This is a genomic window from Algoriphagus sp. (assembly GCF_013373065.1).
Lineage (GTDB): Bacteria > Bacteroidota > Bacteroidia > Cytophagales > Cyclobacteriaceae > Algoriphagus.
Genome location: NZ_JABXIN010000018.1, coordinates 108,340 through 135,000 on the forward strand (window position 1 = coordinate 108,340; position 26,661 = coordinate 135,000).

General features: G+C 40.8%; 25 protein-coding genes. 13 read left to right on the plus strand and 12 right to left on the minus strand.

Annotated elements, in window-relative coordinates:
* Positions 1-50: 50 nt before the first annotated feature.
* The 3 genes from HWE15_RS12980 to HWE15_RS12990 all read left to right on the plus strand — a co-directional run bounded on the left by HWE15_RS12980 (position 51) and on the right by HWE15_RS12990 (position 5,794).
* Positions 51-2,954 carry a TonB-dependent receptor gene (locus tag HWE15_RS12980; protein WP_290507969.1) on the plus strand — a complete coding sequence of 968 codons (2,904 nt, stop codon included), beginning with the start codon at positions 51-53 and terminating at the stop codon, positions 2,952-2,954.
* Positions 2,955-3,262: 308 nt separating this feature from the next.
* The gene (locus HWE15_RS12985; protein WP_290507970.1) at positions 3,263-4,795 is read left to right on the plus strand and encodes a SulP family inorganic anion transporter; all 1,533 of its coding nucleotides are present in this window, start codon (positions 3,263-3,265) and stop codon (positions 4,793-4,795) included.
* 96 nt (positions 4,796-4,891) lie between these two features.
* Positions 4,892-5,794, plus strand: a complete 903-nt coding sequence (locus HWE15_RS12990) for a cation diffusion facilitator family transporter (RefSeq protein ID WP_290507971.1) — start codon at positions 4,892-4,894, stop codon at positions 5,792-5,794.
* Between the two features lie 2 nt (positions 5,795-5,796).
* On the opposite strand, the gene HWE15_RS12995 is transcribed toward HWE15_RS12990, so the two are convergent.
* Together HWE15_RS12995 and wecB are read right to left on the minus strand one after the other, a co-directional pair.
* Positions 5,797-6,282, minus strand: a complete 486-nt coding sequence (locus HWE15_RS12995; RefSeq protein WP_290507972.1) for a cupin domain-containing protein — start codon at positions 6,280-6,282, stop codon at positions 5,797-5,799.
* Positions 6,282-7,376, minus strand: a complete 1,095-nt coding sequence (gene wecB / locus HWE15_RS13000; protein ID WP_290507973.1) for a non-hydrolyzing UDP-N-acetylglucosamine 2-epimerase — start codon at positions 7,374-7,376, stop codon at positions 6,282-6,284. Before wecB ends, HWE15_RS12995 begins: the two co-directional genes overlap by 1 nt.
* A 129-nt stretch (positions 7,377-7,505) precedes the next feature.
* Here wecB and HWE15_RS13005 point away from each other — a divergent pair, with 129 nt between their 5' ends.
* From HWE15_RS13005 to HWE15_RS13015, 3 genes are read left to right on the plus strand one after another with little or no spacing between them, the layout of a single operon-like run.
* Entirely contained in the window at positions 7,506-8,168 is a 663-nt protein-coding gene (locus HWE15_RS13005; RefSeq protein ID WP_290507974.1) for a hypothetical protein, read from the plus strand.
* A gap of 8 nt (positions 8,169-8,176) precedes the next feature.
* Positions 8,177-9,874: a capsule assembly Wzi family protein gene (locus tag HWE15_RS13010; RefSeq protein ID WP_290507975.1), complete on the plus strand. Its 1,698-nt coding sequence runs from the start codon at positions 8,177-8,179 to the stop codon at positions 9,872-9,874.
* Position 9,875: 1 nt separating this feature from the next.
* The gene (locus HWE15_RS13015) at positions 9,876-10,388 is read left to right on the plus strand and encodes an FKBP-type peptidyl-prolyl cis-trans isomerase (protein WP_290507976.1); all 513 of its coding nucleotides are present in this window, start codon (positions 9,876-9,878) and stop codon (positions 10,386-10,388) included.
* A gap of 246 nt (positions 10,389-10,634) precedes the next feature.
* Here HWE15_RS13015 and HWE15_RS13020 read toward each other — a convergent pair whose 3' ends face one another.
* Both HWE15_RS13020 and rlmH read right to left on the minus strand, forming a co-directional pair.
* Positions 10,635-11,471 carry a hypothetical protein gene (locus HWE15_RS13020; protein ID WP_290507977.1) on the minus strand — a complete coding sequence of 279 codons (837 nt, stop codon included), beginning with the start codon at positions 11,469-11,471 and terminating at the stop codon, positions 10,635-10,637.
* Between the two features lie 197 nt (positions 11,472-11,668).
* Positions 11,669-12,142 (minus strand): 23S rRNA (pseudouridine(1915)-N(3))-methyltransferase RlmH, encoded by a 474-nt coding sequence (gene rlmH, locus HWE15_RS13025; protein ID WP_290507978.1) that lies wholly within the window; start codon positions 12,140-12,142, stop codon positions 11,669-11,671.
* Between the two features lie 122 nt (positions 12,143-12,264).
* On the opposite strand from rlmH, the gene HWE15_RS13030 reads away from it, so the two are divergent.
* Positions 12,265-12,765: a fasciclin domain-containing protein gene (locus HWE15_RS13030; RefSeq protein ID WP_290507979.1), complete on the plus strand. Its 501-nt coding sequence runs from the start codon at positions 12,265-12,267 to the stop codon at positions 12,763-12,765.
* Positions 12,766-12,819: 54 nt separating this feature from the next.
* Here the strand turns inward: HWE15_RS13030 and HWE15_RS13035 are convergent, their stop codons facing one another.
* Positions 12,820-13,290, minus strand: a complete 471-nt coding sequence (locus HWE15_RS13035) for a YcxB family protein (protein WP_290507980.1) — start codon at positions 13,288-13,290, stop codon at positions 12,820-12,822.
* A 150-nt stretch (positions 13,291-13,440) separates the two neighbouring features.
* Here HWE15_RS13035 and HWE15_RS13040 point away from each other — a divergent pair, with 150 nt between their 5' ends.
* Positions 13,441-13,668, plus strand: a complete 228-nt coding sequence (locus HWE15_RS13040) for a hypothetical protein (RefSeq protein WP_290507981.1) — start codon at positions 13,441-13,443, stop codon at positions 13,666-13,668.
* On the opposite strand, the gene HWE15_RS13045 is transcribed toward HWE15_RS13040, so the two are convergent.
* On the minus strand, positions 13,665-14,075 hold the full coding sequence (locus HWE15_RS13045; protein WP_290507982.1) for a Fur family transcriptional regulator: 411 nt from the start codon (positions 14,073-14,075) through the stop codon (positions 13,665-13,667). The two genes, HWE15_RS13040 and HWE15_RS13045, sit on opposite strands and share 4 nt — an antisense overlap.
* 86 nt (positions 14,076-14,161) lie before the next feature.
* Positions 14,162-16,687 (minus strand): zinc-dependent metalloprotease, encoded by a 2,526-nt coding sequence (locus HWE15_RS13050; RefSeq protein ID WP_290507983.1) that lies wholly within the window; start codon positions 16,685-16,687, stop codon positions 14,162-14,164.
* Positions 16,688-16,794: 107 nt separating this feature from the next.
* On the opposite strand from HWE15_RS13050, the gene HWE15_RS13055 reads away from it, so the two are divergent.
* The gene (locus HWE15_RS13055) at positions 16,795-17,910 is read left to right on the plus strand and encodes an NAD(P)/FAD-dependent oxidoreductase (protein WP_290507984.1); all 1,116 of its coding nucleotides are present in this window, start codon (positions 16,795-16,797) and stop codon (positions 17,908-17,910) included.
* Here HWE15_RS13055 and HWE15_RS13060 read toward each other — a convergent pair.
* Entirely contained in the window at positions 17,907-18,806 is a 900-nt protein-coding gene (locus HWE15_RS13060) for a UbiA family prenyltransferase (RefSeq protein ID WP_290507985.1), read from the minus strand. The genes HWE15_RS13055 and HWE15_RS13060 overlap by 4 nt on opposite strands.
* 79 nt (positions 18,807-18,885) lie before the next feature.
* Between HWE15_RS13060 and HWE15_RS13065 the strand changes: the two genes are divergently transcribed.
* The 3 genes from HWE15_RS13065 to HWE15_RS13075 are packed head-to-tail and all read left to right on the plus strand — an operon-like array spanning position 18,886 to position 21,527.
* Positions 18,886-19,962, plus strand: a complete 1,077-nt coding sequence (locus HWE15_RS13065; RefSeq protein WP_290507986.1) for a type III polyketide synthase — start codon at positions 18,886-18,888, stop codon at positions 19,960-19,962.
* Complete coding sequence (locus HWE15_RS13070; RefSeq protein WP_290507987.1) at positions 19,959-20,663, plus strand: methyltransferase domain-containing protein; 705 nt, start codon at positions 19,959-19,961, stop codon at positions 20,661-20,663. Before HWE15_RS13065 ends, HWE15_RS13070 begins: the two co-directional genes overlap by 4 nt.
* Positions 20,664-20,699: 36 nt before the next feature.
* Positions 20,700-21,527: a mechanosensitive ion channel family protein gene (locus HWE15_RS13075; RefSeq protein ID WP_290507988.1), complete on the plus strand. Its 828-nt coding sequence runs from the start codon at positions 20,700-20,702 to the stop codon at positions 21,525-21,527.
* 43 nt (positions 21,528-21,570) lie between these two features.
* Here HWE15_RS13075 and HWE15_RS13080 read toward each other — a convergent pair whose 3' ends face one another.
* Genes HWE15_RS13080 through HWE15_RS13095 form a run of 4 tightly spaced genes read right to left on the minus strand, consistent with a single transcriptional unit; the run spans position 21,571 to position 24,758 of the window.
* Positions 21,571-22,953: a glycoside hydrolase family 30 beta sandwich domain-containing protein gene (locus HWE15_RS13080; RefSeq protein ID WP_290507989.1), complete on the minus strand. Its 1,383-nt coding sequence runs from the start codon at positions 22,951-22,953 to the stop codon at positions 21,571-21,573.
* A gap of 36 nt (positions 22,954-22,989) precedes the next feature.
* Positions 22,990-23,667 carry a nitroreductase family protein gene (locus tag HWE15_RS13085; RefSeq protein WP_290507990.1) on the minus strand — a complete coding sequence of 226 codons (678 nt, stop codon included), beginning with the start codon at positions 23,665-23,667 and terminating at the stop codon, positions 22,990-22,992.
* Positions 23,668-23,717: 50 nt separating this feature from the next.
* Positions 23,718-24,548, minus strand: coding sequence for a hypothetical protein (locus HWE15_RS13090; protein WP_290507991.1), 831 nt, complete (start codon positions 24,546-24,548; stop codon positions 23,718-23,720).
* A gap of 27 nt (positions 24,549-24,575) precedes the next feature.
* A complete protein-coding gene (locus HWE15_RS13095; protein ID WP_290507992.1) occupies positions 24,576-24,758 on the minus strand; it encodes a hypothetical protein in 183 nt (60 codons plus the stop codon).
* Between the two features lie 83 nt (positions 24,759-24,841).
* Here HWE15_RS13095 and HWE15_RS13100 point away from each other — a divergent pair, with 83 nt between their 5' ends.
* Positions 24,842-26,620 carry a DNA mismatch repair protein gene (locus tag HWE15_RS13100; RefSeq protein ID WP_290507993.1) on the plus strand — a complete coding sequence of 593 codons (1,779 nt, stop codon included), beginning with the start codon at positions 24,842-24,844 and terminating at the stop codon, positions 26,618-26,620.
* Positions 26,621-26,661: the final 41 nt, after the last annotated feature.

The window sequence follows — 26,661 nt, forward strand, 5'->3', positions numbered from 1 at the left end:
GTGACGGAGCTTGCAAGGTCTCCGTCACATTTCTCAATACTAATTGCTGTATGAAAAAGTACAATTCAAAATCGCTTTCTAAAAGCATTATCACCCTAATCATTATCGTCCTAACCCAGTTTTTGGTAGGATATGTATTTGCTCAAAATGGTACCATTCGAGGTACAATTTATGAAGAGGGTTCTGGTGAGCCTCTCTTTGGAGTTTCTGTATTGGTGAGAGAAACCAGTACAGGTGCCATCACTGATTTTGATGGAAAATTTGAGGTTCAAGTAGCTCCTGGAACTTACACACTTCAGATTTCTTACCTTTCTTACACAACGGTGGAATTAACTGCTGTAACTGTAACTGCAGGAGAAGTAACTGTCTTGGATGACATTCTTATGGCTGAAGAAGCATCAGAATTGGAAACCGTAACGATTGCGGCTTCTGCCATCCGAACTACTGAATCTGCTTTGATGTCTGTGAAGAGAAATGCTGCCAACTTGATGGATGGTATTTCAGCCAGTACCTTCCGAAAAATAGGAGACGGAGATGCGGCCTCTGCTGTAAAGCGCGTGACGGGTGTTTCCATTGAAGGAGGCAAGTATGTGTACGTTCGAGGTTTGGGGGACCGTTATACAAAGACCGTATTGAACGGGGTAGACGTTCCTGGTTTGGATCCGGATCGAAATACCATTCAGATGGATATCTTCCCAACCAATGTGATCGACAACATCATCGTATCCAAGTCTTTCACTGCTGAACTTCCTGCCGATTTTACAGGTGGTGTGGTTGATATTGAAACAAAAGATTTTCCTGAAGAAAAGGTTGCTCGAATTGGAATATCCGGTGGATATAATCCTTCCATGCACTTTAACAGCAATTATCTGAAATATGATGGTGGGAAAACTGATTGGTTAGGGATTGATGATGGAACCCGTGCAATTCCTACAGGAGGAAGAACAGATATCCCTCAGTATGGAGATGTAGTAGGTAATCCAAATTCACCACTTGGACAAGAATATCAAAGCATTTTAGGTGGTTTTAATAAGACATTGGGAGGATATAGAACCAGCTCTCCTATGGATTTTGGTTTGAGCCTTTCTCTTGGAAATCAATTGGTGAGACCTAAGGTAACTTGGGGGTACAATGTCGCTTTGACTTATAAGAACGATACAGAGTTTTATCAAGACGCTGAATTTAATCTTTATGCCAAGCCAAGAGAGTCTTCTGATCTTGAATTGGAACCTCTTGAAAGACAAAGGGGCGATTATGGAGTCAATAACGTATTGGTAGGTGGATTGGCAGGTATTGCCATGAAAACTGACAATTCTAAGTATAAATTGAATTTGATGCACCTTCAAAATGGTGAATCTAAGGCAGGTGAATTTGACTTTGTTAATACTAACCTAGGAGCAAATTTTGAGGCAAAGCAATACAATTTGGAATATTCTCAAAGAAGTTTGACTAGTGTTCTCCTTAACGGGGCTCACTATTTGAATGGAAGAGATTGGGAAATCAATTGGAAGGTAGCTCCTACTGTATCTACTATTCAAGACCCAGATATTCGATTCACTCGATTCAGATTACCAAATAATACCATTTCAACCGAAGTGGGGCTACCTACTCGAATTTGGAGATCTTTGGAGGAATATAACCTAAATGGTAAACTGGATGTAACTCGTAATTTGAACCTATTCCAGCGTGATTCTAAGTTGAAGTTTGGCGGAAATTATGTTATCAAATATCGGGACTTTAATATCCAAAGCTTCCAGTTTGCAACAGGAAACACCCAATTCACCGGAGACCCAAATGCAATTCTAAATACAGAAAACTTGTTTTCTGCTGAAAATAGAAATGGGGTTCGATACAATGCGGATTTCATCCCAATCAATCCAAATGAATACCAGTCTATCCTTACAAACATTGCGGGATATGGATCATTGGAAGCTAGCCCTTCAGATCGATTGAAGGCAATCATGGGTCTTCGAGTTGAGAAATACAATCAATATTATACTGGTACCAACCAAACAGGAACTATCGTATTCGACTTGGTTGAAATGCTAGATGATTTTGATTTCTTCCCTTCTGTGAATTTGATCTATAACCTAAAGCAAAATCAAAACCTGAGATTCTCAGCATCTCGAACGATTGCTAGACCTTCTTTTAAGGAGTTGTCTTATGCTGAAATTCTAGATCCGATCACAGGTAGAACTTTCGTAGGAGGTCTTTATCCTGAAACAACCAATGGAGGTTCTGAGGTATTGTGGGATGGTAACTTGACACCTACTCGAATCAATAACTTTGACTTGAGATGGGAAGCTTTCCAGGAAAGAGGGCAGATGTTATCCGTAAGTGCTTTCTATAAGACTTTTGACAAGCCAATTGAAATGGTTCAGTTCCTTTCTGACCCGGGAGCCTTCCAACCTCGAAATGTGGGAAATGGTACGGTTGCTGGTTTGGAGTTTGAATTTAGAAAAGAGCTATCCTTCATCGCTCCTGCATTGGAAAAATTCAGCTGGAATACCAACGTGACGGTGACTCAATCTCAAATCAAGATGTCTGAATCAGAATTCCGATCCAGATCTTTAACTGCTCGAGAAGGAGAAGAAGTTAAAGACACTCGTGACATGGCTGGTCAGGCTCCTTACATTATCAATACCGGATTGAGTTTCTTGGATTTCAATAGTGGAATCGAAGCAGGTTTATTCTACAATGTACAGGGATCTACCTTGAATTATGTAGGTTTTGGAAACCGTACGGATACCTATACAGTACCTTTCCATAGTTTGAATTTCAACGTGAATAAGTCTTTTGGTGCGGATGAAAGAATCCAAACCAGCTTGGGAGTATCTAACATTCTGAATGATAAAAGACAGCAGGTGTTTAGATCTTTCGGTGCTCAGGATCAACTGTTTACTAATTTGGCTCCTGGAACTCGAATCTCCTTTAGCTTCGCCTATTCTTTTTAATTAATTGCTCATAAGTAAATAAGAGGCCGACTCAAGAAATTGGGTCGGCTTTTTTCTTGTTCAAAAATCCAGAAATTTTGACTTTGGTTAACAAAATAAAGTTATGATAACGCTAGTTTTTCGGAATAATATTTTGAGCAAGATTTTTTCTTACCTTTGCTCCGCAATGAAATTCTTTATCATTGGCAGTTCGCCACAATGATTTTTGATTCACCAGCTTTCGTCACAATCTCTATTCGTGATTTGCTGGAATCCTTCAGTTGCTTCTGCTTACTAATTCTATTCAATATCATTTCCTTTATCCATCCATGAAGAACTTCTTCAATTTATTTGACTTTAGCCAACGGGTAGATTATAAAACCGAGGTGCTTTCGGGTTTGACCGTTGCCTTGGCTTTGATTCCTGAAGCAGTCGCCTTTGCGTTTATCGCAGGACTTTCACCCTTGACGGGCTTGTATGCGGCCTTTGTAATGGGGTTGGTCACTTCTATTTTGGGAGGCCGACCGGGAATGATTTCCGGTGCCACCGGTGCCATTGCAGTCGTGATCGTTACTTTGGCGGCTACACAGGGGGTGGAATATGTCTTTGCAGCGGTCGTTTTGTCTGGGATATTTCAGGTGATTTTTGGGAGCCTTAAGCTTGGTAAATTTATTCGATTGGTTCCTCATCCGGTGATTTTTGGTTTTGTGAATGGTTTAGCCATTATTATTTTCATGTCCCAGTTGGATCAATTCAAAGGAGCAGATGGAAACTGGTTGAGTGGCTCAACTTTATATACTTTCTTGGGATTGGTGCTTTTGGCGATGTTGATTATCTGGGGACTTCCGAAGTTGACCAAGGTGGTGCCGGCATCCTTGACAGCCATTTTAGTGGTCTTTGCGGTTGTGGTAGGTTTTGGTATTGATACCAAGACGGTGGGGGATATGGCCAGTATCAAAGGAGGATTTCCTCCATTTCATATACCAGCAGTACCCTTTTCTTTGGAGACTTTGGAGATAATTTTTCCTTATGCATTGATCATGGCTGGAGTAGGTCTGATTGAGTCTCTTTTGACCTTGAATATCGTGGATGAAATTACCGAGACAAGAGGACGAAGCAATAAGGAGGCTGTGGCACAGGGATTGGCGAATGTGGCTTCAGGTCTTTTCTCCGGAATGGGCGGTTGCGCTATGATTGGGCAAAGTTTGATTAACATTTCCTCCGGTGCTCGAGCTAGGTTGTCAGGAATTGTGGCTTCGGTGATGCTTTTGGTGTTTATCATGTTCGGCTCCAGTCTGATCGAGCAAGTACCCATGGCTGCATTGACTGGATTGATGATCATGGTTTCAATAGGGACTTTTGAGTGGGCAAGTTTTCGGACGATTACGAAAATGCCCAAGAAAGATATCTTCCTGATGTTTTTGGTTACATTGATAACTGCAATTCTCCACAATCTCGCATTGGCAGTATTGATCGGAGTTATTCTAGCGGCCCTTTTCTTTGCTTGGGATAATGCCAAGCGCATTCGAGCGAGGAAGTATGTCGATGAAAAAGGGGTGAAGCACTATGAAATGTATGGGCCTTTGTTTTTTGGATCAGTTTCGGCTTTTGGGGAAAAATTTGATGTGCTGAATGACCCGGAAGAGGTGATTATTGATTTTGCTGAAAGTAGAGTAGTCGACATGTCTGCCATTGAAGCTTTGAATAAAATCACGGAACGTTATCAAAAGGTGGGTAAAAAAGTACATCTGAGGCATTTGAGCCCGGATTGTCGGAAATTACTAGCCAAAGCGGATGAGATCATCGAGGTAAATATCATTGAGGATCCTACCTATAAGGTGGCAATTGATGATTTGGCCTAAAGGCTGACAGGTAGGAATATGGATTAGGTGATTTTTCTTTTCCCTAGAAATCACCAACTTTAATTTATCTGGAAGTTTTCACTTTGGATTAGAATAATGGCTTCGCATTCACATCACTCCCATCATAATCATACTTCAGGGAAAAATCTCAAAACAGCTTTTTTGCTCAATTTGGGATTTACCATTTTTGAGCTGATAGGGGGCTTTTATGTAAACAGCGTCGCGATTATTTCTGATGCCATCCATGATTTGGGGGATAGTATTTCCCTGGGAACAGCTTGGTATTTGGACACTAAATCCAAGCAAAAACCAACCCGAACCTTCACTTTTGGCTACAGAAGGTTTTCTCTTTTGGGAGCTTTGATCAATAGCCTTGTCCTTATTGTAGGTTCGATCTATGTAATTATCGAGGCAATAGGCAGAATTATAGAACCTGAGTTAATTGATCCCCAGGGCATGTTGATTTTTGCCATTATCGGGGTGGGTGTGAATGGTTTTGCAGCTTGGAAAATGAGTAAGGGTAAATCTTTGAATGAACGGGTAATTTCCTGGCATTTGCTGGAGGATGTTTTGGGTTGGTTTGCCATTTTGGTAGCAGCTGTTATCCTGCAATTTTGGGATATTCCTTACCTCGACCCAGCCCTATCCTTGGGGTTCGGGATGTTCATACTTTCCAATGTTTTTTTGAGGCTTAAAGAAACATTGATGGTTTTTTTACAAGGTCATCCGGAGGATGTGGATCGTGAAAAGATCGAAAAAGAACTACTAGCCATTGACAAGATCGAATCCATCCATCATATGCATATCTGGTCATTGGACGGAGAACACCATGTTTTTAGTGCCCATTTTAAGCTGAAAGAAATAACCGGGTTAGAGGAATTACTCATTGTCAAAAACCAAATCAAAGCCTATCTAAAGAAGTATAATTTTGAGCACTTGACTGTCGAAATTGAAACTGCTAATGAATGCTGTGAATTTTCTGAGGAGATGGAGGAATAAAGTCAGATTAATTTCCGAATGATTTCTTTTTCATTGGGAAATTCTGTGAGTAGTTCCTCTGTCGAAAAAAGCTCAAAATCCTGAAAGTCAAATCCAGGTGAAACCACGCAGGAAACCAAAGCATAAGAATCCGGCTCTGCCACAGAACTTCCAAAAATGGTATCGGCCTTGACTACTTGTTGCGGCTGATTTCCTATTTCATCGACTGGTCCTAATCGAAGGATTTCGTGGCCCTTCTCGGTTAAAATATGGATATTCAACGGACTTCCTTCATGCCAAAACCAATGTTCATCACTTTTGATCCGATGGAATTTGGATACATTTTCAGAGGTGAGTAAAAAGAAAATGACTGTTTCTAGGTTTCGCTCCCCGGAAGAAGTTGAAATCCGTAATGGACTTCGGTAGGTTTCGACGTAGAATCCTCCTTCGGGATGGACTTTCAGGTCGAGTTTTTTGACCAAATAGTCAATTCGTTCAGTCGAGTTCATCAAGCGTAAGCTTTGATCAAAATATCTACAATACGCTCAGCAGTCTTTCCATCCCAAAGAGGAATTCCCTGATACTGCTTCCAATTCCCTGTCATAATCTTTTCGAGGTAGGGTTTCAATTTACTTGGATCTGTTCCTACCAATTCATTGGTTCCCATCGTGATGGTTTCAGGCCGCTCGGTATTGTCCCGCAAGGTGATACAAGGGACATTCATGACAGAGGCTTCTTCTGTGATTCCTCCCGAGTCGGTGATGACGCCTTTTGCATGTTTTACCAAATAATTGAATTGCAAATAGCCCAAAGGTTCACACATGTGAAGATTAGGTGCGGAGATTCCGATGGCTTGGAGATTTTTAGCGGTTCTAGGATGAACTGGAAAAATAATCGGTAAGCCTGCTGTGCCTTCCAAGATCGCAGCTATCATGTCTTTAAGCTTTTGCTCCTGATCGACATTCGCAGGGCGGTGCATGGTCATCACAAAATATTCCCCTTGTTTTAAATTGGAAAAGATTTCTCCCTCAGGCTTTTCAAAACGAGGCATTTGTGCCAAAAGGGTATCGATCATGGTATTTCCCACAAAGTGGATTTTTCCTTCAGGAAATCCACTTTTTCGAAGGTTTTGGTTGGCGATCTCTGAAGTTGTAAAAAAATGATCGGTGATCGAGTCGGTAACCATTCGGTTGATTTCCTCAGGCATAGTCAAGTCGCCGGATCGAATTCCTCCTTCAACGTGGGCTACATCTATGCATAGTTTTTTTGCTGCAATGGAGCAAGCCAAGGTGCTTGTCACATCACCAACCACCAATACTAAATCGCTCGGGTTTTCCATCAGTTCCTTTTCAAAGGCCACCATGATCGCCGCTGTTTGTTCGGCTTGGGTGCCTCCCCCTCCGCCCAAATTCGCATCAGGCTCGGGAATATTCAATTGCTCAAAAAAGTCTCCGGACATTTTTTTATCATAATGCTGACCGGTATGAACTAAGCGAAATTTGATTTCTGGGTTTTGTTTTTGTCGGGCTTGCAATTGGTGGAGTATGGGTGCGATTTTCATAAAATTGGGTCTTGCACCGGCTACAATTGTAAAAGTTGGCATGTTCCGTATGAAATTTTTCTTCAAAAGTAAAAAATTAAGTGGAGGCAGCCTGATAAATTGCATGGAAAACCTTCCCAAATTTTGACTCCTTTTTTGTTTCTTTGTCATTCATAGATTTTACCCTGATTCATGATTTCAGCTTTTTGGAGAAGAACTTCTTGGGTTTTCGGACTGGGAATTTTTGCTATCATGGCCGCCTGTACGGATACTTTGGAGCGTTCAGAAGTGGTGTATGATAATAATTTTTCAACCTTGGATCTAGCCGGATTCGAAAACGGCAAGCTGTTTATCTTTCAACGAGATACGGTCGCTGGATTTTACCATAATGATGAGGTTTCCGTACGTCTTGAAAATCTACCCTCACACAACATGCTGAAAGTAACCACGGAGATCTTGGTTCACGACAGCTGGGATGGCAATCCGGATGATGGAATATCAGGTCCCGATTATTGGTTTTTTGGGCTGGACAACACGGAGGTATTTCGGACGACCTTTTCCAATTCTCCTTGTGAATCCCTTTTTTGCCTATATCAATCTTTTCCCAATTCTTTTTTCAGGCAGAATACTCCAAAGAGTGGAGCAATTCAGACCAACTTACCAGGTTTGTGTTTATTCGGAGCGTTTTCCAATTACACGACGCGCTATCGCATAGAAGAGATTATTCCTCACACCAATAATTCGGTGAAGATTTTTTGGAACAGTGAATTAAGGCAAGAGGAAAATCCAGATCCTGTGTGTGATGAATCTTGGTCTTTGGCACGTGTGACAGTAGAGGCTTTAGTTGTAAACTGATAAAGGATATGTTACAAAGACGATTTTTGGTTCTTCTCTTCCTTCTTTTCGGTTTTTCACAAAAAGCCGTCCTTCAAACCATTCCGGTAGGAATGCCGCTGTTGGATGATTACCTGAGAAGAGCTCAGCTTTTGGGAAAAGTGGATTCTACTTCCAGTTGGATGGTTCGGCCCTTTTACCCAACGGAGGCTTTTGGGGTACAGAATGGATTTGATCTAGACAGTTCGATTGTAGATTTTGATCAAAGTAGGTTTCATCGGCTCATTCCGGTTGAAGAGGATAAGAAACTTAAACTTTTGATGCTTCCTGCTATTTATCGGATGCAGTACAATTCCACCTATGCATTTGGAGTTAACGATGGGGCCTTTATTCCAAATCGAGGAATTCAGCAAATTTTTTCGGTGGGAGGATATGCGGAGTTTGGAAAATGGACATTTCAATTTCAACCCGAAATTCTTTTTGCCCAAAACAGAGATTATATTGGCTTCCCAATAGAGCATCAGGCAACGGTTTTGTTCTATTATGAATACCACAATCGGATTGATTCGCCCGAGCGCTTTGGCGAAAAAGCCTTCAATCGATTCTATCCCGGTCAATCCAGTTTACGGTATAATGTGAAGGAATTTTCTATCGGGTTTTCTACTGAAAATCTTTGGTGGGGTCCAGGAAGACGAAATTCCTTGCTTTTAGGCAACAATGCTCCGGGGTTTTTCCATTTTACGGTTAATACCCGAAAACCTGTAGAAAGTAGAATTGGATCTTTCGAAGGGCAAATTATCAGTGGCTTTTTAAAATCCACAGAGTTCCTGCCTCCCCATTCCGATTATTCCATTCAGGAAAATCCAGTCTATATTCCGAAGCGTGAAGATGGAAATCGATATCTATCAGGAATAGTGATGACGTATCAGCCGAAGTGGGTTCCTGGATTATTTTTAGGCTATGGTGCCACAAATCATCTCTACCGGAATGAGGTGAAAGTAATGGGAGATATTTTACCCATTTTTAATGGAAGAAAAGGTCCTGAAAACGTTCATGATCCTATTCGAGACAAACGGCAACAGTTTTCTTCTGGCTTTTTCAGGTGGTTAAGTCCTGAAGGACATTTTGAGTTTTATGGGGAATATGGAACAAGGGGAAATAGCCGACGCTTTAATGATTTTTTGATTACACCCGAAAAAGGTAGAGCATTCACATTTGGATTTTCTCATTTAATGGCTTTGGGTAAGCCCGGCTCTTATTTTCAGTTAAGTTCTGAGTTGACCCAAACGGGTCAAACTATTCGGGAAGAAATCCGACAGTTACGGACATGGTACATTCATGACCATGTAAGGCATGGCTACACCCATCAAGGGCAAGTATTAGGAGTGGGGAATGGACCTGCAAGCAACCAGCTTTTTGTTGAATTTGCTTGGGTAAAAGGGATGAATCGTCTTGGGTTCCAAATGGAACGGATCGTATACAACAATGATTTTTATTATTACCGATACGAGGCCTCGAAGGATTTCAGGAATAAATATGTGGATTTAGTACCTTCTTTAGTAGCTGACTGGCGATTTGGGAATCTTTTGGTTAATGGGAGATTCCAATATGTAAATACACTCAATTACAAGTGGTTTTTGGAGAATCAACCGGATCAGTATTTTGTGCCAGGCTATGACCGTAAGAATTTCGTAGCACAGCTTGGGCTAGCTTATTTATTCAATTGATATGAAAGCAGAAAAAGATAAAGTAGTCACCATCAGTTATCGCTTGATGGTGGATAATGGTGATACGGGTATGGAGTTCTATGAAGAGGTTTCCTCCGACCAACCATTTGCCTTTTTGATGGGTCATCAGCATATTCTCCCCAAACTGGAAGAAGCATTAGTTGGTAAAGAGGTAGGAGATACTTTTTCGGTATTCATTGACTTCGAGAATGGCTATGGAGATTATCATGAGGAGAAAAAGGTGATCATTCCCAAGGCAAATTTCAAAGAAGAAGGGAAGAAAAATCGAGATATTCTAAAAGTTGGGAATGTAATTCCGATGCAGGATGACCAAGGGAATCAGATGCGAGGAGAGATTGTCAAAGTCGATTATCTAGGTGTTCATATGGATTTCAATCCCCCTTTGGCAGGCTATGATTTGCAGTTTGAAGGGAAAATTGAAGGAATTCGGGATGCGGATCCTGAGGAATTGGAACATGGCCATGCACATGGACCCGGGGGGCATCATCACTAAATCCTAATCAAATCAAATAGGGCATTTGCCGTATGGTTCTTGGAGAAAAAGGCAATTACCTTGGCTTCTCGTTCACCTTGACTATGGACCGTATTTTAACCATTATTCGGCTGGTAGCCCTATTACTGTTTATCTTGGTGTTTCTACTTTAAAATGACTTTTGCTTAAAAAGGGCAAAGAGACTGGAAACTTTTGGGGTGATTAAGTTCCGTCTTGATGGTGCTGATCTAGAGATTGGCGCCTTTTTTATTTTCTTAAATCAATACCTACAGTTTTGTAGGCTTGATCTATGGTGAGTTCCCGAAGTCCCTCAATTCGCTCAGAAGGATACAACTGATAGGCTTTTACCAATTGCTGTTCGGTAATGCGGTAGGCTTGTTGATTGAAATGATAGATTGCATCATTGTAATATTGCAATCCGGCAAGTTCTTGAAGATTAATTGATCTAAAAATAGTCTTGTCGCTATAGTCGATATGAGGGGATCCTATTCGTTGATTCAAAGAAAGATAGGTTGCTGTTTCCTCTGGTTTATATGCATTGAGGTAATTATTTACTTCGGAAGGTTTAGTAATCATCCCACCCACCTTTAAGGTACTTTCCAATACAATTGGTCTATCTTCTAGCTTGACGATGCTGAAAACGTGATAATCTGTTTCAATAATTTCAAAGTCAAATCCATACCGATCTAAAACCAAACTTAAAACAGCCGTCCCACTCACACAATCAAATTTTCCTTCATGGAGCATTTGATTGAAAGTGGCATGTTGCTCGTATTTTTTGAAAAGTTTTTGATGGGATACCTGAAAAGCATGTCGAATAAAGGCCAGTGACTTTCCTTTCTTTTCGAATTTTTGATCTAATCTGGCCAAAAACTCTTCCCACTTCACCAAAGGTTCTTCACCAGATGGGCGAACTGCCATTAAAAGTGAAAGTTGGTCATTTTCAGAAAGGCCTTTTTGCCAAAACTCTTGTTCTCGTGGAGATTCAAATGAAAGTTTTTTACTAAGTATAGACTCCTCCTGTGCTATCAAAGGAAATGATAACAAGTAAAACAATCCATATAAAAGAACCCACTTTTGCATTCGATTCACTCTTAATGTTAAGAATGTTAATTTAAAGTTAACAATTTGGTAACATAGGATGCAAGTGTATGGGGTTTATAAACCAAAAAATTTGTTGATTTTTAGTGAATTGGCCTTCTATTCCTTGTTTTTGAGCCGATTTATGCGGTTTAAAATGATTAATTCAATGTTAAGCTTGTTAACATTGGGGGTGATTTTCACTCATGATGATAAGGCTCTCCCCGTAAAATAGTCATTGCCCGATACAATTGCTCGGCTAAAAATGGACGGATCATCTGGTGTGAAAAGGTCATTTTTGAAAGGGAGATTTTTGAGTTTGCTCGTTGATAGACTTCCTCCGAAAAGCCATATGGTCCTCCGATTACGAGTACAAGTTGTTTGATCCCGCTATTCATTTTTCTTTGTAAAAAATCTGCAAAGTCTATAGAACTATAAGATTTTCCCTTTTCATCGAGAAGCAATACAAAATCCGAAGTACTTATTTTCTTAAGAATAAGCTCTCCCTCTTTTGTCTTTTGCTGATTCTGATTCAGAGATTTGGTTTTTTTCAGGTCTGGAATGATTTCCCATTCCAGCCGAATATAATGGCTCAGTCGATCTGTATATAAATTCTGCAGTTCCAGAATAGCAGCATGATCTGTTTTCCCAATAGCAATGATTTTGATTTGCATAAAATGTCGGTTTATCCCAATAATGAACTACTGATCAAAATTATTCATGTATATACAACAAATTACCAAACAATCTGACAAACAGTCTGTTGACAAGATATAAACCAAAATTATTATCTATCATGAAAAAAACTGTATTAATCCTTAGCATGGCACTATTCTTTGTTGCCTCTGCATTTGCACCAAAAACCAATTCAGTACACGAAGTAGAAGCTGATATTGTAGACTTGGCGGTAAGTACTGACTTCCTTTCTACACTTGTTGCTGCTGTCAAAGCAGGTGACTTGGTGGATGTTTTGAAGGGAGATGGCCCATTTACTGTTTTTGCACCTACTAATGACGCATTTGCTGCATTGCCGGCTGGTACCTTGGAAAACCTATTGAAGCCAGAAAACAAAGATCAATTGGTATCTATTTTAACTTACCATGTGGTACCTGGCAAAGTTATGTCATCTGATTTAAAAAATGGCCAAAAGGCAAAGACTGTTCAAGGTGGTGAAATCACAGTGACCTTAAAGGATGGTAAAGCCATGATCAACGATGCGACAGTAACCGCTGCAGATATCGAAGCTGACAATGGTGTCGTACATGTCATCGACAAGGTGATCTTGCCTCAGATGTAAGATCAACTATTTAAATTAAAAAGCCTGTCTATTTCTTCTAGACAGGCTTTTTTGTTAGATCAATTCCTTTCGTTTTAAGATGGTTTCTAAAAATTTCCGTTCATTTTCCGAATTAAAAATCTTGAAGGGTAAATGAATAAATTGTGCTTTTGACATGTAGAGTACAAATGCATCTTTTCCTATTTCTGCTTTTTTGATCATGTTCCATTGCACAGGCATACCCTGCTTAGTGTTGATCTTCATGAGTATTTGTCGGGAGTCAATCTCGTAAGCTAATTTTTCAAAAATGACTTTGTTTTGTTCCATTTGCGTCACCCCTGTAAACTGAATCGCCCAGAATAAAACATAAAGCCCGTAACCAATTAAGCCGCCAAAGATCCACCAAAAGGAAGGAATCCAAAAGTATCCACAGCAAATCGCCAACGCGATCAGAATTACCCACCATTGTTCCTTCAGGACATTTACTAATCCCATCTTAATGTAGGTTCCGGTAGGCAGTTGGTATTTTTTTGTTTTGATAATCATCACTTTTTCTTTTCAGAGCGCAAATATCCAAGTATCCGAGGGATAAAACAAGTTGGAATCTTTCCTTCTTCCCTGCCATCCTTCAAACAAATCCAATTAGCCTTTGATTTAAATTTTGGTTTCGATTATCTTAAGGAAAATTAATTGGGAATGAGCAGTTTGATGATTAATCTTTTTTTGGCTGGTTTTGCCTATGTCATTATCATCTATTTTGTAGCGATGATGACCAAAAACTCTTTGAAAAAAGGCAAAAATGGTCGAGATGATAGAGATGGTGGGATAGAAAATAAAGATATTCCCAAAATTGATTTACCTCCAGGAGTCATTTGGCCTTCAGATTCCCCAAGAAAATCCAAGCCAGATCCCGTTGAGATCTAAGCGCATTTCGGACAAATTCCCAACACAAGCAAACTCATTTCTCTTTTTTTGTATCCTTTGGGAAGCTTTACTGGAGGAAGATGAACATCTTCTAAGCAGGTTGTTTCTCCGCAGACCTCACATTTGAAATGCACATGTTCATGGTCATGATCATGGTCGTCCTCCATGGAGCATAGTGCATATTTTGTGGCACCGCTATCATCGAGCACTTTGTGGATGATGTCCTGTTCCAAAAAAGTATTCAAAGTTCTGTAAATGGTTACCCGATCAAATTGGTTTTGGAGTTTTTCCTCCAAATCACTGTGTGCAAGCGCTACTTGACGATCCAAAAATTCTTGGATGATATCCAACCGGCAATCGGTAATTCGGAGTTTGTGACTTTTTAAAATGGAGCGAGGAGTAACCATAATCTATTGACTGCAAAATACGAACTAAGCAGGAATATGAAAAAAGGGCAACCCGAAGGATGCCCTTTTTGATAGTTTAAGTTTTTTTATTTCGGTTCGAAGATCATTTCAATTCGAGCATCCAAGTCTTCTAAGTGCATTTTTGACATGCGGTCTGAAGTTCTAGGAATAGCAGCCTTGATTTGACGCTGAAGGGTTTTCAATTCACCTCGAGCCATTGGTCGGATATCTGACTGAGAAGCATCAATCTGAGGACCAATAAATCTTCTGAACTGTGCAGAAACTTCTGGTTCGTCTCCAGTCAGTAATAATTCCAAACGCTCCACATGCGCTCTTTGCAAGGCTCTTCGATGAACATCGATAGTAGCGCCACGGCTCAATTCAGTCCAGATTCCTTTACGAAGGTCATCAAATAGTTCTGTGATTTTATAAGCATCATTTCCATTGATGGCTTCATTTTCAATCACTCTTCCCAAGCGACCCCATTCCAGGATGTTATTTAAGGTTCCTTCTTGTAAGCTTCTAATTCTTTCCAAAGTACCAAAGTCTCCTGTACGTGCGATGATTTCTTCATCCATCAACCAAGATGGGGTTTTGAACAAATGCTCGTTTAAGAATGCAACTGCGGACTTTTGCATTTCCTTGGAATTGTGGGTGTAGATTGGCTCGTCCTGACCAGAAGCTTTGTACACTTCCATCACACCGCCAACGTGCGTGCGAACATGTCCCATATAACGGTTGAACTGACCAATCACTTGTCCGTACATTTCCTCCAAATCACTGAAGTCTTTGAACGGTTTGTCTTCTTCTTTGGTCCATTCCATTAGATTTGGCATGATCCGCTTCAAGTTTTTGATACCGTACTCAGAAGCAAGCATGGAGTTGTCTCCCAAGTCTTCACTTTGAGTTGTAGGATCGTATCGGTTTCCTTGACGACCATATCGGTATACCGGATCACCTTGTTTTTCCATGATCCACTGATCCAAAATTGGTTGCTCTTCTTCTGGAGAAGATGCTTCCAAAATAGGCTTGTATCCCCACATGATGGCATATTTGTCATATGGACCTACGTCAGGCAATAAGCTAACCCCTTCATCTTCTGGCTGAGCCACATAGTTGAATCGGGCATAGTCCATGATTGATGGAGCAGTTCCCATAGCCTTGGTAAACTCAGGGTCACGAAGCTTTTCCACCGGATAGGCATGGGATGAAGCAAAGTTGTGTGGAAGACCAAGCGTATGACCTACTTCATGGGCGGATACAAAGCGAATCAATCTACCCATCACTTCGTCATCAAACTGTACGCTTCTAGCTTGAGGGTTCACAGCAGCGGTTTGGATGAAATACCAGTTTCTCAAAAGGTTCATCACATTGTGATACCATCCGATATCGGATTCGATGATTTCTCCTGAACGCGGATCAGATACGTGCGGTCCGTAAGCATTTTGAATATCAGATGCGAAATATCGGATTACGGAGTAGCGCGCATCTTCCGGACTCCAAGTTGGATCTTCTTCCGGGGAAGGAGCTTCTTTCGCAATGATAGCATTTTTGAAACCGGCGGCTTCGAAAGCTTTCTGCCAATCTTCAACCCCTTGCTTCAAGTAAGGAACCCATTTTTTAGGAGTAGCAGGATCGATGTAATACACAATTGGTTTTACTGGCTCAACTAATTCTCCCCGCTTAAATTTCTCCATATCCTCAGGCTTAACTTCCAGTCTCCAACGGTCCAAGTAGCGACGGGATTGTGCTTTTTGAGCATCAGCTCCATAGTCTACATAAGAACGGCTAAACCATCCCACACGCTGATCAGCCAAACGTTGCATCATTGGCTCCTTTGGAAGTAGGATCATGGAAGAGTTCATTTCCAAGGTAATCAATCCAGTGGAGCTATTTGAAGGTGGATTTTGGGCTGAATAAGTCATCACATACCGGGCCTCAATGTTCATTGGGTAGGTATGAATATGCTTGATGTATGAGCGATCAGAATCCAATCGCTGCACTCTATATTGCGTTCTTCTATTTCTTTGCAAGCCCAAAGCTTGAACATCTTTCGCGAACAAATCTGTGGCTTCTACTACAATTCCTGTGGAATCAGTAGAATTGGATTTCACTTCAAATTTTTGAAGGATTGGCTCCAAGTTGGAGTTTTTTACCGCTTGAGCGATAGGAAGGGAGTCAGCTGCATAATTGTTGACGGAAACCACTTTCAAAAGGATCATGTCTCCTTCTCTTTCCCATCGAAGCATCATGGTGTTGGTTCTTTCTCCACCATAGCCAATTCCTTCTGCAGTTTTGGCAATGGTCGTCACCATCAACATGTCTCGTCCCAAGAGGGAATCCGCGATTTCGTAAAAGTACTTATCATCGATTTGGTGAACTTTGAAAAGGCCATCCTTACTTTTGGCATCTTTGGTGATGACATCCTTGTATGGTTTAGGGCCTTTTTTGTTACCCCCATTTTGTGGTCTTGGGGCTGGTGCAGCTGGTGCTTCTTTGGCGTCTTTTTTCTTTTTCTTTTGGGCAAAACTGTCCTCGGAATAGAACATGACACCTAAAATTCCCAGCAAGAGTGCAAATCTCCTCAGAAAATTGGGTAATGTGTTTTTCATAGTATGCGTATTATTTTTGCTTAAAATAACTTTCAAAAACTGGCATCTGTCTTTCTCAGAACTTAATTTTTGATAGGCGGTTAAATGTTAGAATTAAAGGCAAAAGCTTGGGAAAAGGAAAGGAAATAATTGTTGTCGGTGGAGGACTAGCTGGTTTAGTTTCTGCCTATTTGCTCGCCAAAAACGGACATTCAGTCCGCTTGATTGAGAAAAAGACCTATCCTTTTCATCGGGTATGCGGGGAATATCTTTCCAATGAGGTTGTAGATTTTTTGGAGCGGGAAGGACTTCTCCCTCAAAATGTCACGATACCCAAGATAGATCGATTTGAATTTTCGGATACCAAGGGAAGAATAGTCCAAACTCCTTTGGACCTGGGAGGAATAGGAATTAGTCGTTTTTTGTTAGATGATTTTCTTTTTCAAAGAGCAATAGAGGCTGGTGCTGAATTGCTATGCGGAAAGCAAGTTCATCAAGTTCATTTCATTCAGGAATCCGATCGCTTTCAGGTAGTGTTGGAAGATGGGAAGATTTTGGAATCCGATTATGTGATTGGAGCTTTTGGGAAACGATCTCGGATAGATTCATTTTTAGCACGGGCCTTTACACAAAAACGATCACCTTTTATTGGTGTGAAATACCACATTCAAATAAACAGACCAACTGATGTGGTTGCATTGCATAATTTTACCAACGGGTATTGTGGGATAAATGCCGTCGAAGAAAACCGTTTTAATTTATGCTATCTAGGTCGGCGGGAGGATCTCCGGAAACACGGCTCCATTCCTGAATTAGAACGGGAAGTCCTTTGGAAAAATCCAGTTTTGAGAGAGATTTTTCAGGAAGCTGAATTTTTATTTGAAAAGCCAGAAGTAATAAATGAAATCAGTTTCGAGGAAAAATCTCCTATAGAAAATCATATTTTGATGGTAGGTGATGCAGCAGGCTTGATCACCCCTTTGAATGGAAACGGTATGGCGATGGCGATTCGTGGAGCCTATATTTTGGCAGATATAGTTGAAAATAACACGGAAAGAAATACTATTGAAGAATTGTACCAGAAGCAGTGGAACCTCCATTTCAAAAATAGATTGCTTTTTGGGAGGTGGATCCAAAAGCTTTTTGGAGCCGAAATCAGTTCGGCCTTCGCAAGAAATCTATTGAAAAATTCCCATTGGCTTTCGCAGCAAATTATTCGGAATACTCATGGAAGTCCTTTTTAAATAAAGCCGAATACCTGAACGATTTGGGTGTATTCCAAGAAGAAATAGATGAAAAAAGCGTTGAGGGCAATAGCTGAAATCCAGTTCATTCCCATGGCCCAAGAGTAATTTGCGTAGCGCTCAGGTTGTTTTCGGACGAAGGAAAACCAAATTAGAAAATACAATACAATCGGAGCCATTGCAGATAGAAATATCCAAAGGATTCGATCCAGGCCTTTATCAATAAAAAACCAGGCAAAACCCGCCCCAGCAAGCGCAAAGAAGAAGGCAGAAAAGGAGAAGGTGCCGATTATTCCTAATTTTCGGCTAAGCGTCAAATCTCCCCGTCTCGCATCTTCAGCATGTTGATATACTTGAGTGAGTGGATAATTTCCCCAGAGCATTAGCGAAGTAAGCATGCCGGGAATGATGACATGAGATTTGAAAAAGATATCCCAGCCAAAATCACTTAATCCAGCGTATGCCATCGCAAAGGTGAAATAGCCTTGAAATAAGCCTGCAATCAACCAACCCAACCAGGGAAAACGCTTGATTCGAAGACTGGGGTGCGAATAAGCCATGCTCACAAGACCATAGATCAACACCATGCTGGCAAATTCTAGGTTTATGCGCCAAGCCAAGAGCAGTGCAATTCCGAAAAAGGCTAAAGATAAACCCAGTAAATCCTTGGTCACTTTTGGGGGAGTTTTTAATCCGCCAATACTTTCCGTGTCCCGATCATAGTAGCTATTGTATCCATTCGAAGAAGGATAAAGGAATAAATGTAAAGTCAAAAAGACGAGCAGAAGGCGGACTTCATTCAGATTGGGAGTTAATCCCAACGCAAAAAGAAATACAGGTAAAAGAAATAATGAAAAAGGAATACGCAGGTGAAGAATACTGGATTTTGTAATCATAAATTCAATAACCTTTAATTTGTTTTCAGGTTTAATTTGTCGTACTCCTAATGTAAAGATATTCCCTTAACTTACCTGCATGCCATTTTTGAATCATATCGGCTTCGCTAATCCCGGATCTCCGATTTCTCAACAGAAAATTGCCCGTTTTATGAAAGGTGCTCATGGTTTGGATGAGCAGGAAGGGAGAAAATTAGATTTTTTGTATCGAAAATCCGGGATCGAAACCCGCTTCAGTGTTTTGAAGGATTTTGAAAAGGAATCTGAGCAAGAATTTTCCTTTTTTCCAAAAAATAAGGCCCTTGAACCCTTCCCGGGTACACAGGCAAGAATGTCGGTTTTTTCAAATGAGGCGCCTTCATTAGCTGAGCATGCAGTAAGAAACTGTCTGCAAGAAAGCGCTGTCTCTCCTTCACAGCTAACCCATTTAATCTTGGTTTCCTGTACAGGAATGCTTGCGCCGGGAGTAGAATTGGCATTGATGGAACGAATGGGGATCAATCCCCAGGTAGAGCGTTATTGCATCCATTTTATGGGATGTTATGCTGCTTTTTCAGGGATCAAACTTGCTGATAAGATCTTACGCGCCGAGCCTGATGCGCAGGTTTTAGTAGTTTCTATTGAACTATGTACGCTGCATTTTCAGAAGCAAATTACAGAGGATAACCTTTTGGCAAATTCTCTTTTTGGAGATGGGGCTGCTGCCGTATTGCTTTCCAATCGACCAGAAGGATTGGCAATCCAAGGATATTCTAGCCATCTACTCTCTGAAGGAGCCTCTGATATGGCTTGGTCAATTGGGGATTTTGGGTTTGAAATGAGTTTGAGCAAGTATGTACCCAATTTGCTGCAGGAGGGGATTGGGCGTTTTAGTGAAGAATTGGAGGAGAAATTCGGCTTTTCAACGATTCCTAATTTTGCCATTCACCCCGGGGGTAAACAGATCCTTCAAAAGGTTCAGGAGACTTTTGATTTTCCTGAAGAATGTAACCGTCATTCCCTGGAAATACTTCGCAACTATGGTAACATGTCATCAGCGACCATTCTTTTTGTATTGAAGACGATGATGGAAGATCCTTCAATTTCTGGAGAAATCTTGTCCATGGGATTTGGGCCAGGGCTCACGTTGGAAACACTTTTACTACATAAATCATGACTTCCTTCAAGCAAAGAAGTACTGAAAAGGAGTTGATGGATGATTTGGACTGTTCAGGAGAGGAACTGAATCAAACCCTTCGTGAGCTCAAAACCATCAACCGGTGGCTTGGAGGGAATCACGTAACAACTTTAGGAATTCAGCGGTTAATAAACCAAAAGCCTCAAGAACGCTATCAACTAGTGGATATTGGTTGTGGAGGCGGTGATATGTTGAGAGTCATTTCTGATTGGGCGGAAAAACAGGGTCTTCCTATTGATTTGGAGGGGGTAGACGCGAATCCAAATACGATTGAACTTGCAAAAACTAGGTTAAGCGATAAACCTTCTATAGTTTTGTCAGTCCAAAATGTCTTTGACGAAGACTTTCAAAAGGAAAAAGCATCCATTCTTTCCTGCACTCTGTTTACTCATCATTTTACAGATGAAGAATTAGTGGCCTTACTTCGAGTTTTTCAAGAAAAGGTCAGCCTTGGTATTGTAATCAATGATTTACATCGACATCCTTTTGCATACCATAGTATTCGTCTGTTGACTAGGATTTTTAGTAAGTCCAAGATGGTCAAAAATGATGCTCCTCTATCCGTTTTAAGGAGTTTTTCAAAGGAAGACTGGAAGCGAATTTTGGGAAAAGCCGGAATCAAAAACTACTCATTGCGATGGTTTTGGGCATTTCGCTGGCAGCTTTTGATTTATGTCTAATATTAAATTTTAAACATACAAATACGAATTACCATTATGGAAATTTCACCTGAATTAGCAGAAGAATTATTGCAAAAAGGGTTAGATCTGGCTTATAGCATCTTACCAAAATTGGTCTATGCAGCCCTTTTCTATTTTATAGGCCGATGGATTGTAGGTAAGCTCGTTCGTTCCTTTGAAAAGATTCTTGAAAAGCGGGAATCCAATCCCTCTCTTAACAATTTCTTGGTTGGTGTCATTAAGGCGCTTCTCTATGTGTCTTTGATCATTGGAATTGCGACTATACTTGGTGTGCCGCTTACTTCCTTTGTAGCGGTTCTTGGTGCCGCAGGTTTAGCTATTGGTTTGGCCTTGCAGGGATCTCTTTCAAATTTCGCCGGAGGGGTCTTGATTCTTTTGTTCAAGCCTTTCAAGGTAGATGATGTTATTACCGCTCAAGGTCATACCGGAACTGTAAGAGAAATCGGGATCATCTATACCCGAATGACCACTTTTGATAACAAAGAGATTATCATTCCCAATGGAGGACTGGCCAATTCTGACGTGATCAACATGAGCACCCAGCAGAAAAGGCGGGTGGATATGACAGTGGGGGTTGCTTATGGAACAAATATTAAAGTTGCAAGAGAGACCATTTTGGCAATTTTCAAAAATGATGAGCGAGTTCTCCAAGATCCTGAACCGGTCGTGTTTTTGAATAATTTTGGGGACAGCTCATTGGATTTGGTAATAAGGGTATGGACGGAAGCTCCAAACTTGTGGCCTGTTTATTTTGATTCCATGGAAGCGATTAATCTAGCCTTTGAAGAAAAGGGAATCGAAATCCCTTTTCCACAACGGGTGGTTCATCAGGCAAAAGCCTAACTAGCTGATCGTATAAAAAAAGGACCTCATAAGGTCCTTTTTTTTATTCCCATACCCAAGTTCCGGTAGCTTTTGAATTCAAGCTAGCTGCGAAGGTTCCTTTTGGGCTTTCAATTACGAAATCTTGGGAAGTGTCCATGTCATTATGGGCAATCAAAACGAATTTCCCATCAGGAGTTAAAAAGGCCACATTGAGAAGTTCTTCCAAATCAGTCGAGGCAATTCGTTTTGATCCCGGATCTACGAATTTACTACCATGGGCAATCACATAATAAGCGGGGTTTCTTGTTACTTGGTCTCCATCAATGGTAATTGCCCCCAAACATCGGTCACAACCTCCTCGATCTGTATGAGGAGTAAGACTTGGATTGGAGCTTAAGTTCCACTCCAAGACCGTCTTCGCCCAATTTCGTGGAGCACCGATTAATAAATTTTTCACATGCCATGGAATATCTCCTTCCATATTTCCAGGTGCCCCTACCCATTGCTCCGTGAAGTAGATGTTTTTATCAGGGAAAGCATTATGGACTTCCGAAAGTGCATCGATCGTACCTCCATATAAATGGAAAGCCGATCCATCAATAAACGGATAAGCAGAGGAATCCTGCATGACAGTGATCGGATAATCAGGCCGATCTGCATTGTGATCATATACAACGATTTTGGTGTCGATACCAGCTTCATGAAAGGCAGTGCCTAAATACTTCCCAATGATTCGTGCCTGCTGATCAGGAAGCATCAGTAAGGAAGGGTTATTTCCAGGGTGAAGAGGTTCGTTCTGTATAGTCAAAGCGTCGATTTTGATCCCGTATGCAGCCATTTCTTGAATATAGCGAACCAAATAGTTGGCATAGACCGGTTCAAACTCCTCTAGTAAAGAACCTCCTCTTGTGTCTTTGTTATCCTTCATCCATGCAGGAGGGGACCAAGGGGAGGCCATCAGTTTGATATCAGGATTAATTTTTAAAATTTCCTGTAAGACCGGAATGACATCTAACGTATCATAACTCAAACTGAAATTTTCTAATTCAGGATCTGTTCCAAGAGAATCCTCAAAATCATTGTATGAAAAGGGGAAATCATTCAAATCAGATGCTGCTACGGATAGCCTTAAATAGGAAATTCGAATATCCTCAGGACCTTCTCCAAATAATTCCTCTAGTAGGTTTTTTCTGGCTTCTTCAGACATACCAAGAAGGTGCTGTGCCGAACCTTGGGATAAGGTAAATCCAAACCCATCCATAGTTTGGTAACTTTGGTTTGGATCTAATTGAATTCGGAGCTTTGCTTCGCTGCTTTGATTCGGTTGCTCAGTTTCTTGAAAAAGAATATCCGATTTTGGGTCTGTAAGCCAAAACTCGGATTCCGGTTTTTTTTGACAGCCTAAAATTAATAATGAAAGGAAAACTAATAGGCGATAATTCATTGGTAAGAAGGTGTTTTTGAAGTTCAATTAAGTTGCCTAAAACCGGATCAAAATATCCTCAAGATCTTTTCGCTTGATATTTGGAACATAGGTTTCTTCTTTTGGGTAGCCCACTGGAAGCAATAAATAAGGTTTTTCATGTTTGGGACGACCCAAAATTTCACTGAGGAAGTTCATGGGGCTTGGGGTATGGGTCACCGTGACTAATCCCGCCTGGTGAATAGCTGCAATTAAAAAACCACAGGCTATCCCTACCGATTCATTGACATAGTAATGTTGGATTTTTTCATCATTTTCCATTCCATAGGACTGTTTGAAAACCACGATGAGATAGGGGGCTTCTTCCAAAAAAGGTTTTTCCCAATTGGTTCCGAGTGGTTTTAGATCATTTTTCCAGGTTTCAGACATTCTGGAGCTGTAGCTGATGCGTTCCTCTTCTTCAGCTGCCAACCGAATCTTTCTTTTGATTTGCGAGTCAGAAATTAAGCAGAAGGTCCAAGGTTGTTTATGTGCTCCAGAAGGTGCCGTTCCCGCAGTTCGGATGATATTTTCTAAAACAGTAATTGGAATAGGCCGTGAATCAAATTCTCGAATTGTTCGCCGCTTGCTCATCGAATGGTAGAAATCTTCGGAGCGACTAATTACTTCCTGTTCCGGAATTTCTTGATAGGGAAATCGTATGTGCTCAAATCCCCCAATTTGTTTCTTTTCCATAAAAAAAGGGCTATCCTCGAAGATAGCCCTTTCTTTTGAATTGGTTTCGTCTAGTCTAGTGTGATCTGTTCGCTCCCCCCTGGATAAGACACGGTTATGGTCCGGTCACAGGATCCCTGACCATAGTCTATCGTTAGTTGGACTCCTCGATAAGAAACATCCATTATTCCAGAACTTGGAATCAAAACACCTGTTTCCACACAATCTTGGGTAACTGTAAGCGGGGAGGTAATCGTCGAACTATAGGGGAAACCCTCGCGACTCTGCCCGTTGCCAGTTCCTGTAATTGATAATTCATAGCCTTGGGCTCCTAGCTTTAAAACTCGCTCCTGAATAGTCGTAAAGGTTATGAAGGTATTATCTGGCCAGGTAACTTTTCCATTTTCTACAGTTACCTGAAGTGTTACTTGATTATTGATGATATCAATTGCCTTATTCACTAGGGTCCGAACACCCGTGATTTGTAGACCATTGACCTCATAGCCGTCAAAAGTGGTGGTAACTGTTGCACCTGGTAAGAGGAAATTTTGGTCATAGCTAATGTTTATTTTTCCTTTCCGAACTACTCCCGAGGGGGAGGTACAACCGTCTCCAAAGTCAATCGTGATTGTTTTTTGGGTATTGTTGATATCTACTGAGACACCTGCGCAGATTTTTTCAAAGGGATCATTTAAAACCCGACCATTGAGCCCGATGGATTGCAAAACGGTCAATGTATTGTAATCCATATCTTCAATGATTTGAGTGACTTCTAAGTCCTCTAAAATGATGGAAAGATCCGGTTCCGTTATCGTAGGATCAGAATCTTTGTCACAGGATCCTAAAAATAAGACCATAACAAGCAAGGAAAGAAATTGAAAAATCGAGGATCTAGTTTTCATGTGAAGTTGGTTTAAAAGAAATTGAAATTATCGTTTATTTTTCTGATTATCAGTATTTTGATTAGGTTTTTTTGTGCTTTTTCCCCCACATCCGATATTCCTTCCAAAGGGAATATCTTCGGGGAAAAGACCAAGCCCCTCTGATAATTCAGGCAAATCCCAGTCCATCTTTTCCGGATCAATTGGTTTTTTAGATTTATTTTTTCCCATGGATAAAAATTCTGGAATATGTTTATAACGTTCAAACCTGCTTTAAATTTCCCGAAAGCTTATCGACAATCCTATATTTGAGGATGAAAAAGAATTTTGACTTTCTGCCAATAGATCTGCCCCAAAAGCAACAAGCACTTCGAAAAACGATTGGGGTTTATTCATTGGTTCGATTAGTTCTCTTTGTATTCTTAGGCGCCTTTGTAGTATTGTTTTTTTCGGACGCTTTTTATTGGATCATTCCAGCCGGACTGTTCATATGGGCATTTGTAGGGGCTATTCAAAAGCATTTATTCCTAAAAGATCAAGGGGCCATTTTTCAAGCCTTGGATCAAATCCAAAAAGAAAGTGCCTATCGATCTAATCGAGCATTGGGACTTTTAGATTCGGGAAAAGAGTATTTAGAGAAAAACCATCCTTTTTGCAATGATTTGGACCTTTTTGGGGATCATTCACTTTTCCAACTCTTAAATCATACCCATTCCGAGGCGGCCAGAAAGAAACTGGCGGATCGATTGAAATCGAAATTGGACCTCAAAAAGGGCTTTGAAGCACATGGAGCAATTCTTGAATTGGCTAAAAAGGAGGACTTTCTTCGCTCATTTGAGGCAATAGGTAAGGCCCTCTATGATAAAAAGGAAAGCGGTTCTGACTGGAGCGAATGGATGGGTCAATCCATTTCCTCAAAATCCTATTTAAAGCCTGTGGGTTGGATTGGTGTATTAGGAGGAACTGTGCTTGGAGTTTCTGCTTATTTAAATCTTATTCCTTCTGCCTTTTTGGGACTTTGGATAGTTCTGGGCCTTCCCTTTTTAGCATTAATTTTCAAAGAGTTGAAAGAAGCAGGAGATCGAATTCCTTCGGCTGCAGTCCTTAAAACCTATAAAAACTGGCTTTTACTCTTGGAATCACAGGAATTTGAGCATTCCATTTTAAAGAATCAAAAATCCCGTCTAAGTCTTCCTGAAGGGCCTTTGTCTTCGGAACTACTGGAAGAATTGGATAGATTGTCTTTGTGGATTCAAAATCGCCTGAATCTTTTATACATTCCTCTGAATCTATTCTTTTGGACAGATCTGTTGATTTATTCCCGTTGGGTTCGTTGGAAAAATCAATGGGGTAAAACCATTGCTCAATTTCCCGAACAATTGGCTGAATGGGAGGTGCTTGTTTCGCTCGCTATTTTCGAAAAAGAGGAAGCTCGTCAGGCTTCTATTCGAATTTCAGAGGAAATGAAATTGCTTGCTAAAGAAATTTCCCATCCCCTATTACAACCCCAGAAGGCCGTTCCCAATGATTTTGAAATGAATCCGGATGGGAAATTGGTCTTGCTCACGGGAGCGAATATGAGTGGTAAGACAACTTTTATGCGCTCGTTGGGGATAAACCTCGTCTTAGTCAATTTAGGATTAAGCCCCTTTGCGGATTCCATGGTGCTGGGTGATTTTCAGTTGTATACCAGCATGCGAAATGCAGATAATTTGGGGGAAAGTATCAGTTCCTTTTATGCAGAATTAAGTCGAATCAAAGGATTGATTGACCGATTGGAATCCGGGGAGCGGATATTTTTTCTTTTGGATGAAATTCTAAAAGGAACTAATACCGAGGATAGGATCGCTGGAAGTGAGGCGCTGATCCGTCAACTGGAATCCCGTCAGTTTTTAGGAATTATCAGTACGCATGATATCGAACTAAGTCGCCTAGAGGGAAGTATTTCATATGTCAGGAATTACAGTTTTCACTCAGAGGTGAAAGCAGATACTATTGATTTTGATTACCGTATTAAACGGGGACCTTGCCCTAGTTTTAATGCACATAAATTGATGGAATTGATGGGAATTCGGTTTGATTCGGAATCCTGATTTTTCCTTCGGGTTGAAAGGTGTATTTTTGAGGACGAAAA

Bases quoted from the DNA above. Each gene is read 5' to 3' on its own strand.
- HWE15_RS13090 (WP_290507991.1), bottom strand. From the start codon at position 24,548: ATGAAAACTAGATCCTCGATTTTTCAATTTCTTTCCTTGCTTGTTATG.
- HWE15_RS13095 (WP_290507992.1), bottom strand. From the start codon at position 24,758: ATGGGAAAAAATAAATCTAAAAAACCAATTGATCCGGAAAAGATGGAC.
- HWE15_RS13020 (WP_290507977.1), bottom strand. From the start codon at position 11,471: ATGCAAAAGTGGGTTCTTTTATATGGATTGTTTTACTTGTTATCATTT.
- HWE15_RS12985 (WP_290507970.1), top strand. From the start codon at position 3,263: ATGAAGAACTTCTTCAATTTATTTGACTTTAGCCAACGGGTAGATTAT.
- HWE15_RS13005 (WP_290507974.1), top strand. From the start codon at position 7,506: ATGATTTCAGCTTTTTGGAGAAGAACTTCTTGGGTTTTCGGACTGGGA.
- HWE15_RS13040 (WP_290507981.1), top strand. From the start codon at position 13,441: ATGAGCAGTTTGATGATTAATCTTTTTTTGGCTGGTTTTGCCTATGTC.
- HWE15_RS12990 (WP_290507971.1), top strand. From the start codon at position 4,892: ATGGCTTCGCATTCACATCACTCCCATCATAATCATACTTCAGGGAAA.
- HWE15_RS13045 (WP_290507982.1), bottom strand. From the start codon at position 14,075: ATGGTTACTCCTCGCTCCATTTTAAAAAGTCACAAACTCCGAATTACC.
- HWE15_RS13015 (WP_290507976.1), top strand. From the start codon at position 9,876: ATGAAAGCAGAAAAAGATAAAGTAGTCACCATCAGTTATCGCTTGATG.
- HWE15_RS12995 (WP_290507972.1), bottom strand. From the start codon at position 6,282: ATGAACTCGACTGAACGAATTGACTATTTGGTCAAAAAACTCGACCTG.
- HWE15_RS13080 (WP_290507989.1), bottom strand. From the start codon at position 22,953: ATGAATTATCGCCTATTAGTTTTCCTTTCATTATTAATTTTAGGCTGT.
- HWE15_RS13030 (WP_290507979.1), top strand. From the start codon at position 12,265: ATGAAAAAAACTGTATTAATCCTTAGCATGGCACTATTCTTTGTTGCC.
- rlmH (WP_290507978.1), bottom strand. From the start codon at position 12,142: ATGCAAATCAAAATCATTGCTATTGGGAAAACAGATCATGCTGCTATT.
- HWE15_RS13035 (WP_290507980.1), bottom strand. From the start codon at position 13,290: ATGATTATCAAAACAAAAAAATACCAACTGCCTACCGGAACCTACATT.
- HWE15_RS12980 (WP_290507969.1), top strand. From the start codon at position 51: ATGAAAAAGTACAATTCAAAATCGCTTTCTAAAAGCATTATCACCCTA.
- HWE15_RS13065 (WP_290507986.1), top strand. From the start codon at position 18,886: ATGCCATTTTTGAATCATATCGGCTTCGCTAATCCCGGATCTCCGATT.
- HWE15_RS13075 (WP_290507988.1), top strand. From the start codon at position 20,700: ATGGAAATTTCACCTGAATTAGCAGAAGAATTATTGCAAAAAGGGTTA.
- HWE15_RS13050 (WP_290507983.1), bottom strand. From the start codon at position 16,687: ATGAAAAACACATTACCCAATTTTCTGAGGAGATTTGCACTCTTGCTG.
- HWE15_RS13085 (WP_290507990.1), bottom strand. From the start codon at position 23,667: ATGGAAAAGAAACAAATTGGGGGATTTGAGCACATACGATTTCCCTAT.
- HWE15_RS13010 (WP_290507975.1), top strand. From the start codon at position 8,177: ATGTTACAAAGACGATTTTTGGTTCTTCTCTTCCTTCTTTTCGGTTTT.
- HWE15_RS13100 (WP_290507993.1), top strand. From the start codon at position 24,842: ATGAAAAAGAATTTTGACTTTCTGCCAATAGATCTGCCCCAAAAGCAA.
- HWE15_RS13070 (WP_290507987.1), top strand. From the start codon at position 19,959: ATGACTTCCTTCAAGCAAAGAAGTACTGAAAAGGAGTTGATGGATGAT.
- HWE15_RS13060 (WP_290507985.1), bottom strand. From the start codon at position 18,806: ATGATTACAAAATCCAGTATTCTTCACCTGCGTATTCCTTTTTCATTA.
- wecB (WP_290507973.1), bottom strand. From the start codon at position 7,376: ATGCCAACTTTTACAATTGTAGCCGGTGCAAGACCCAATTTTATGAAA.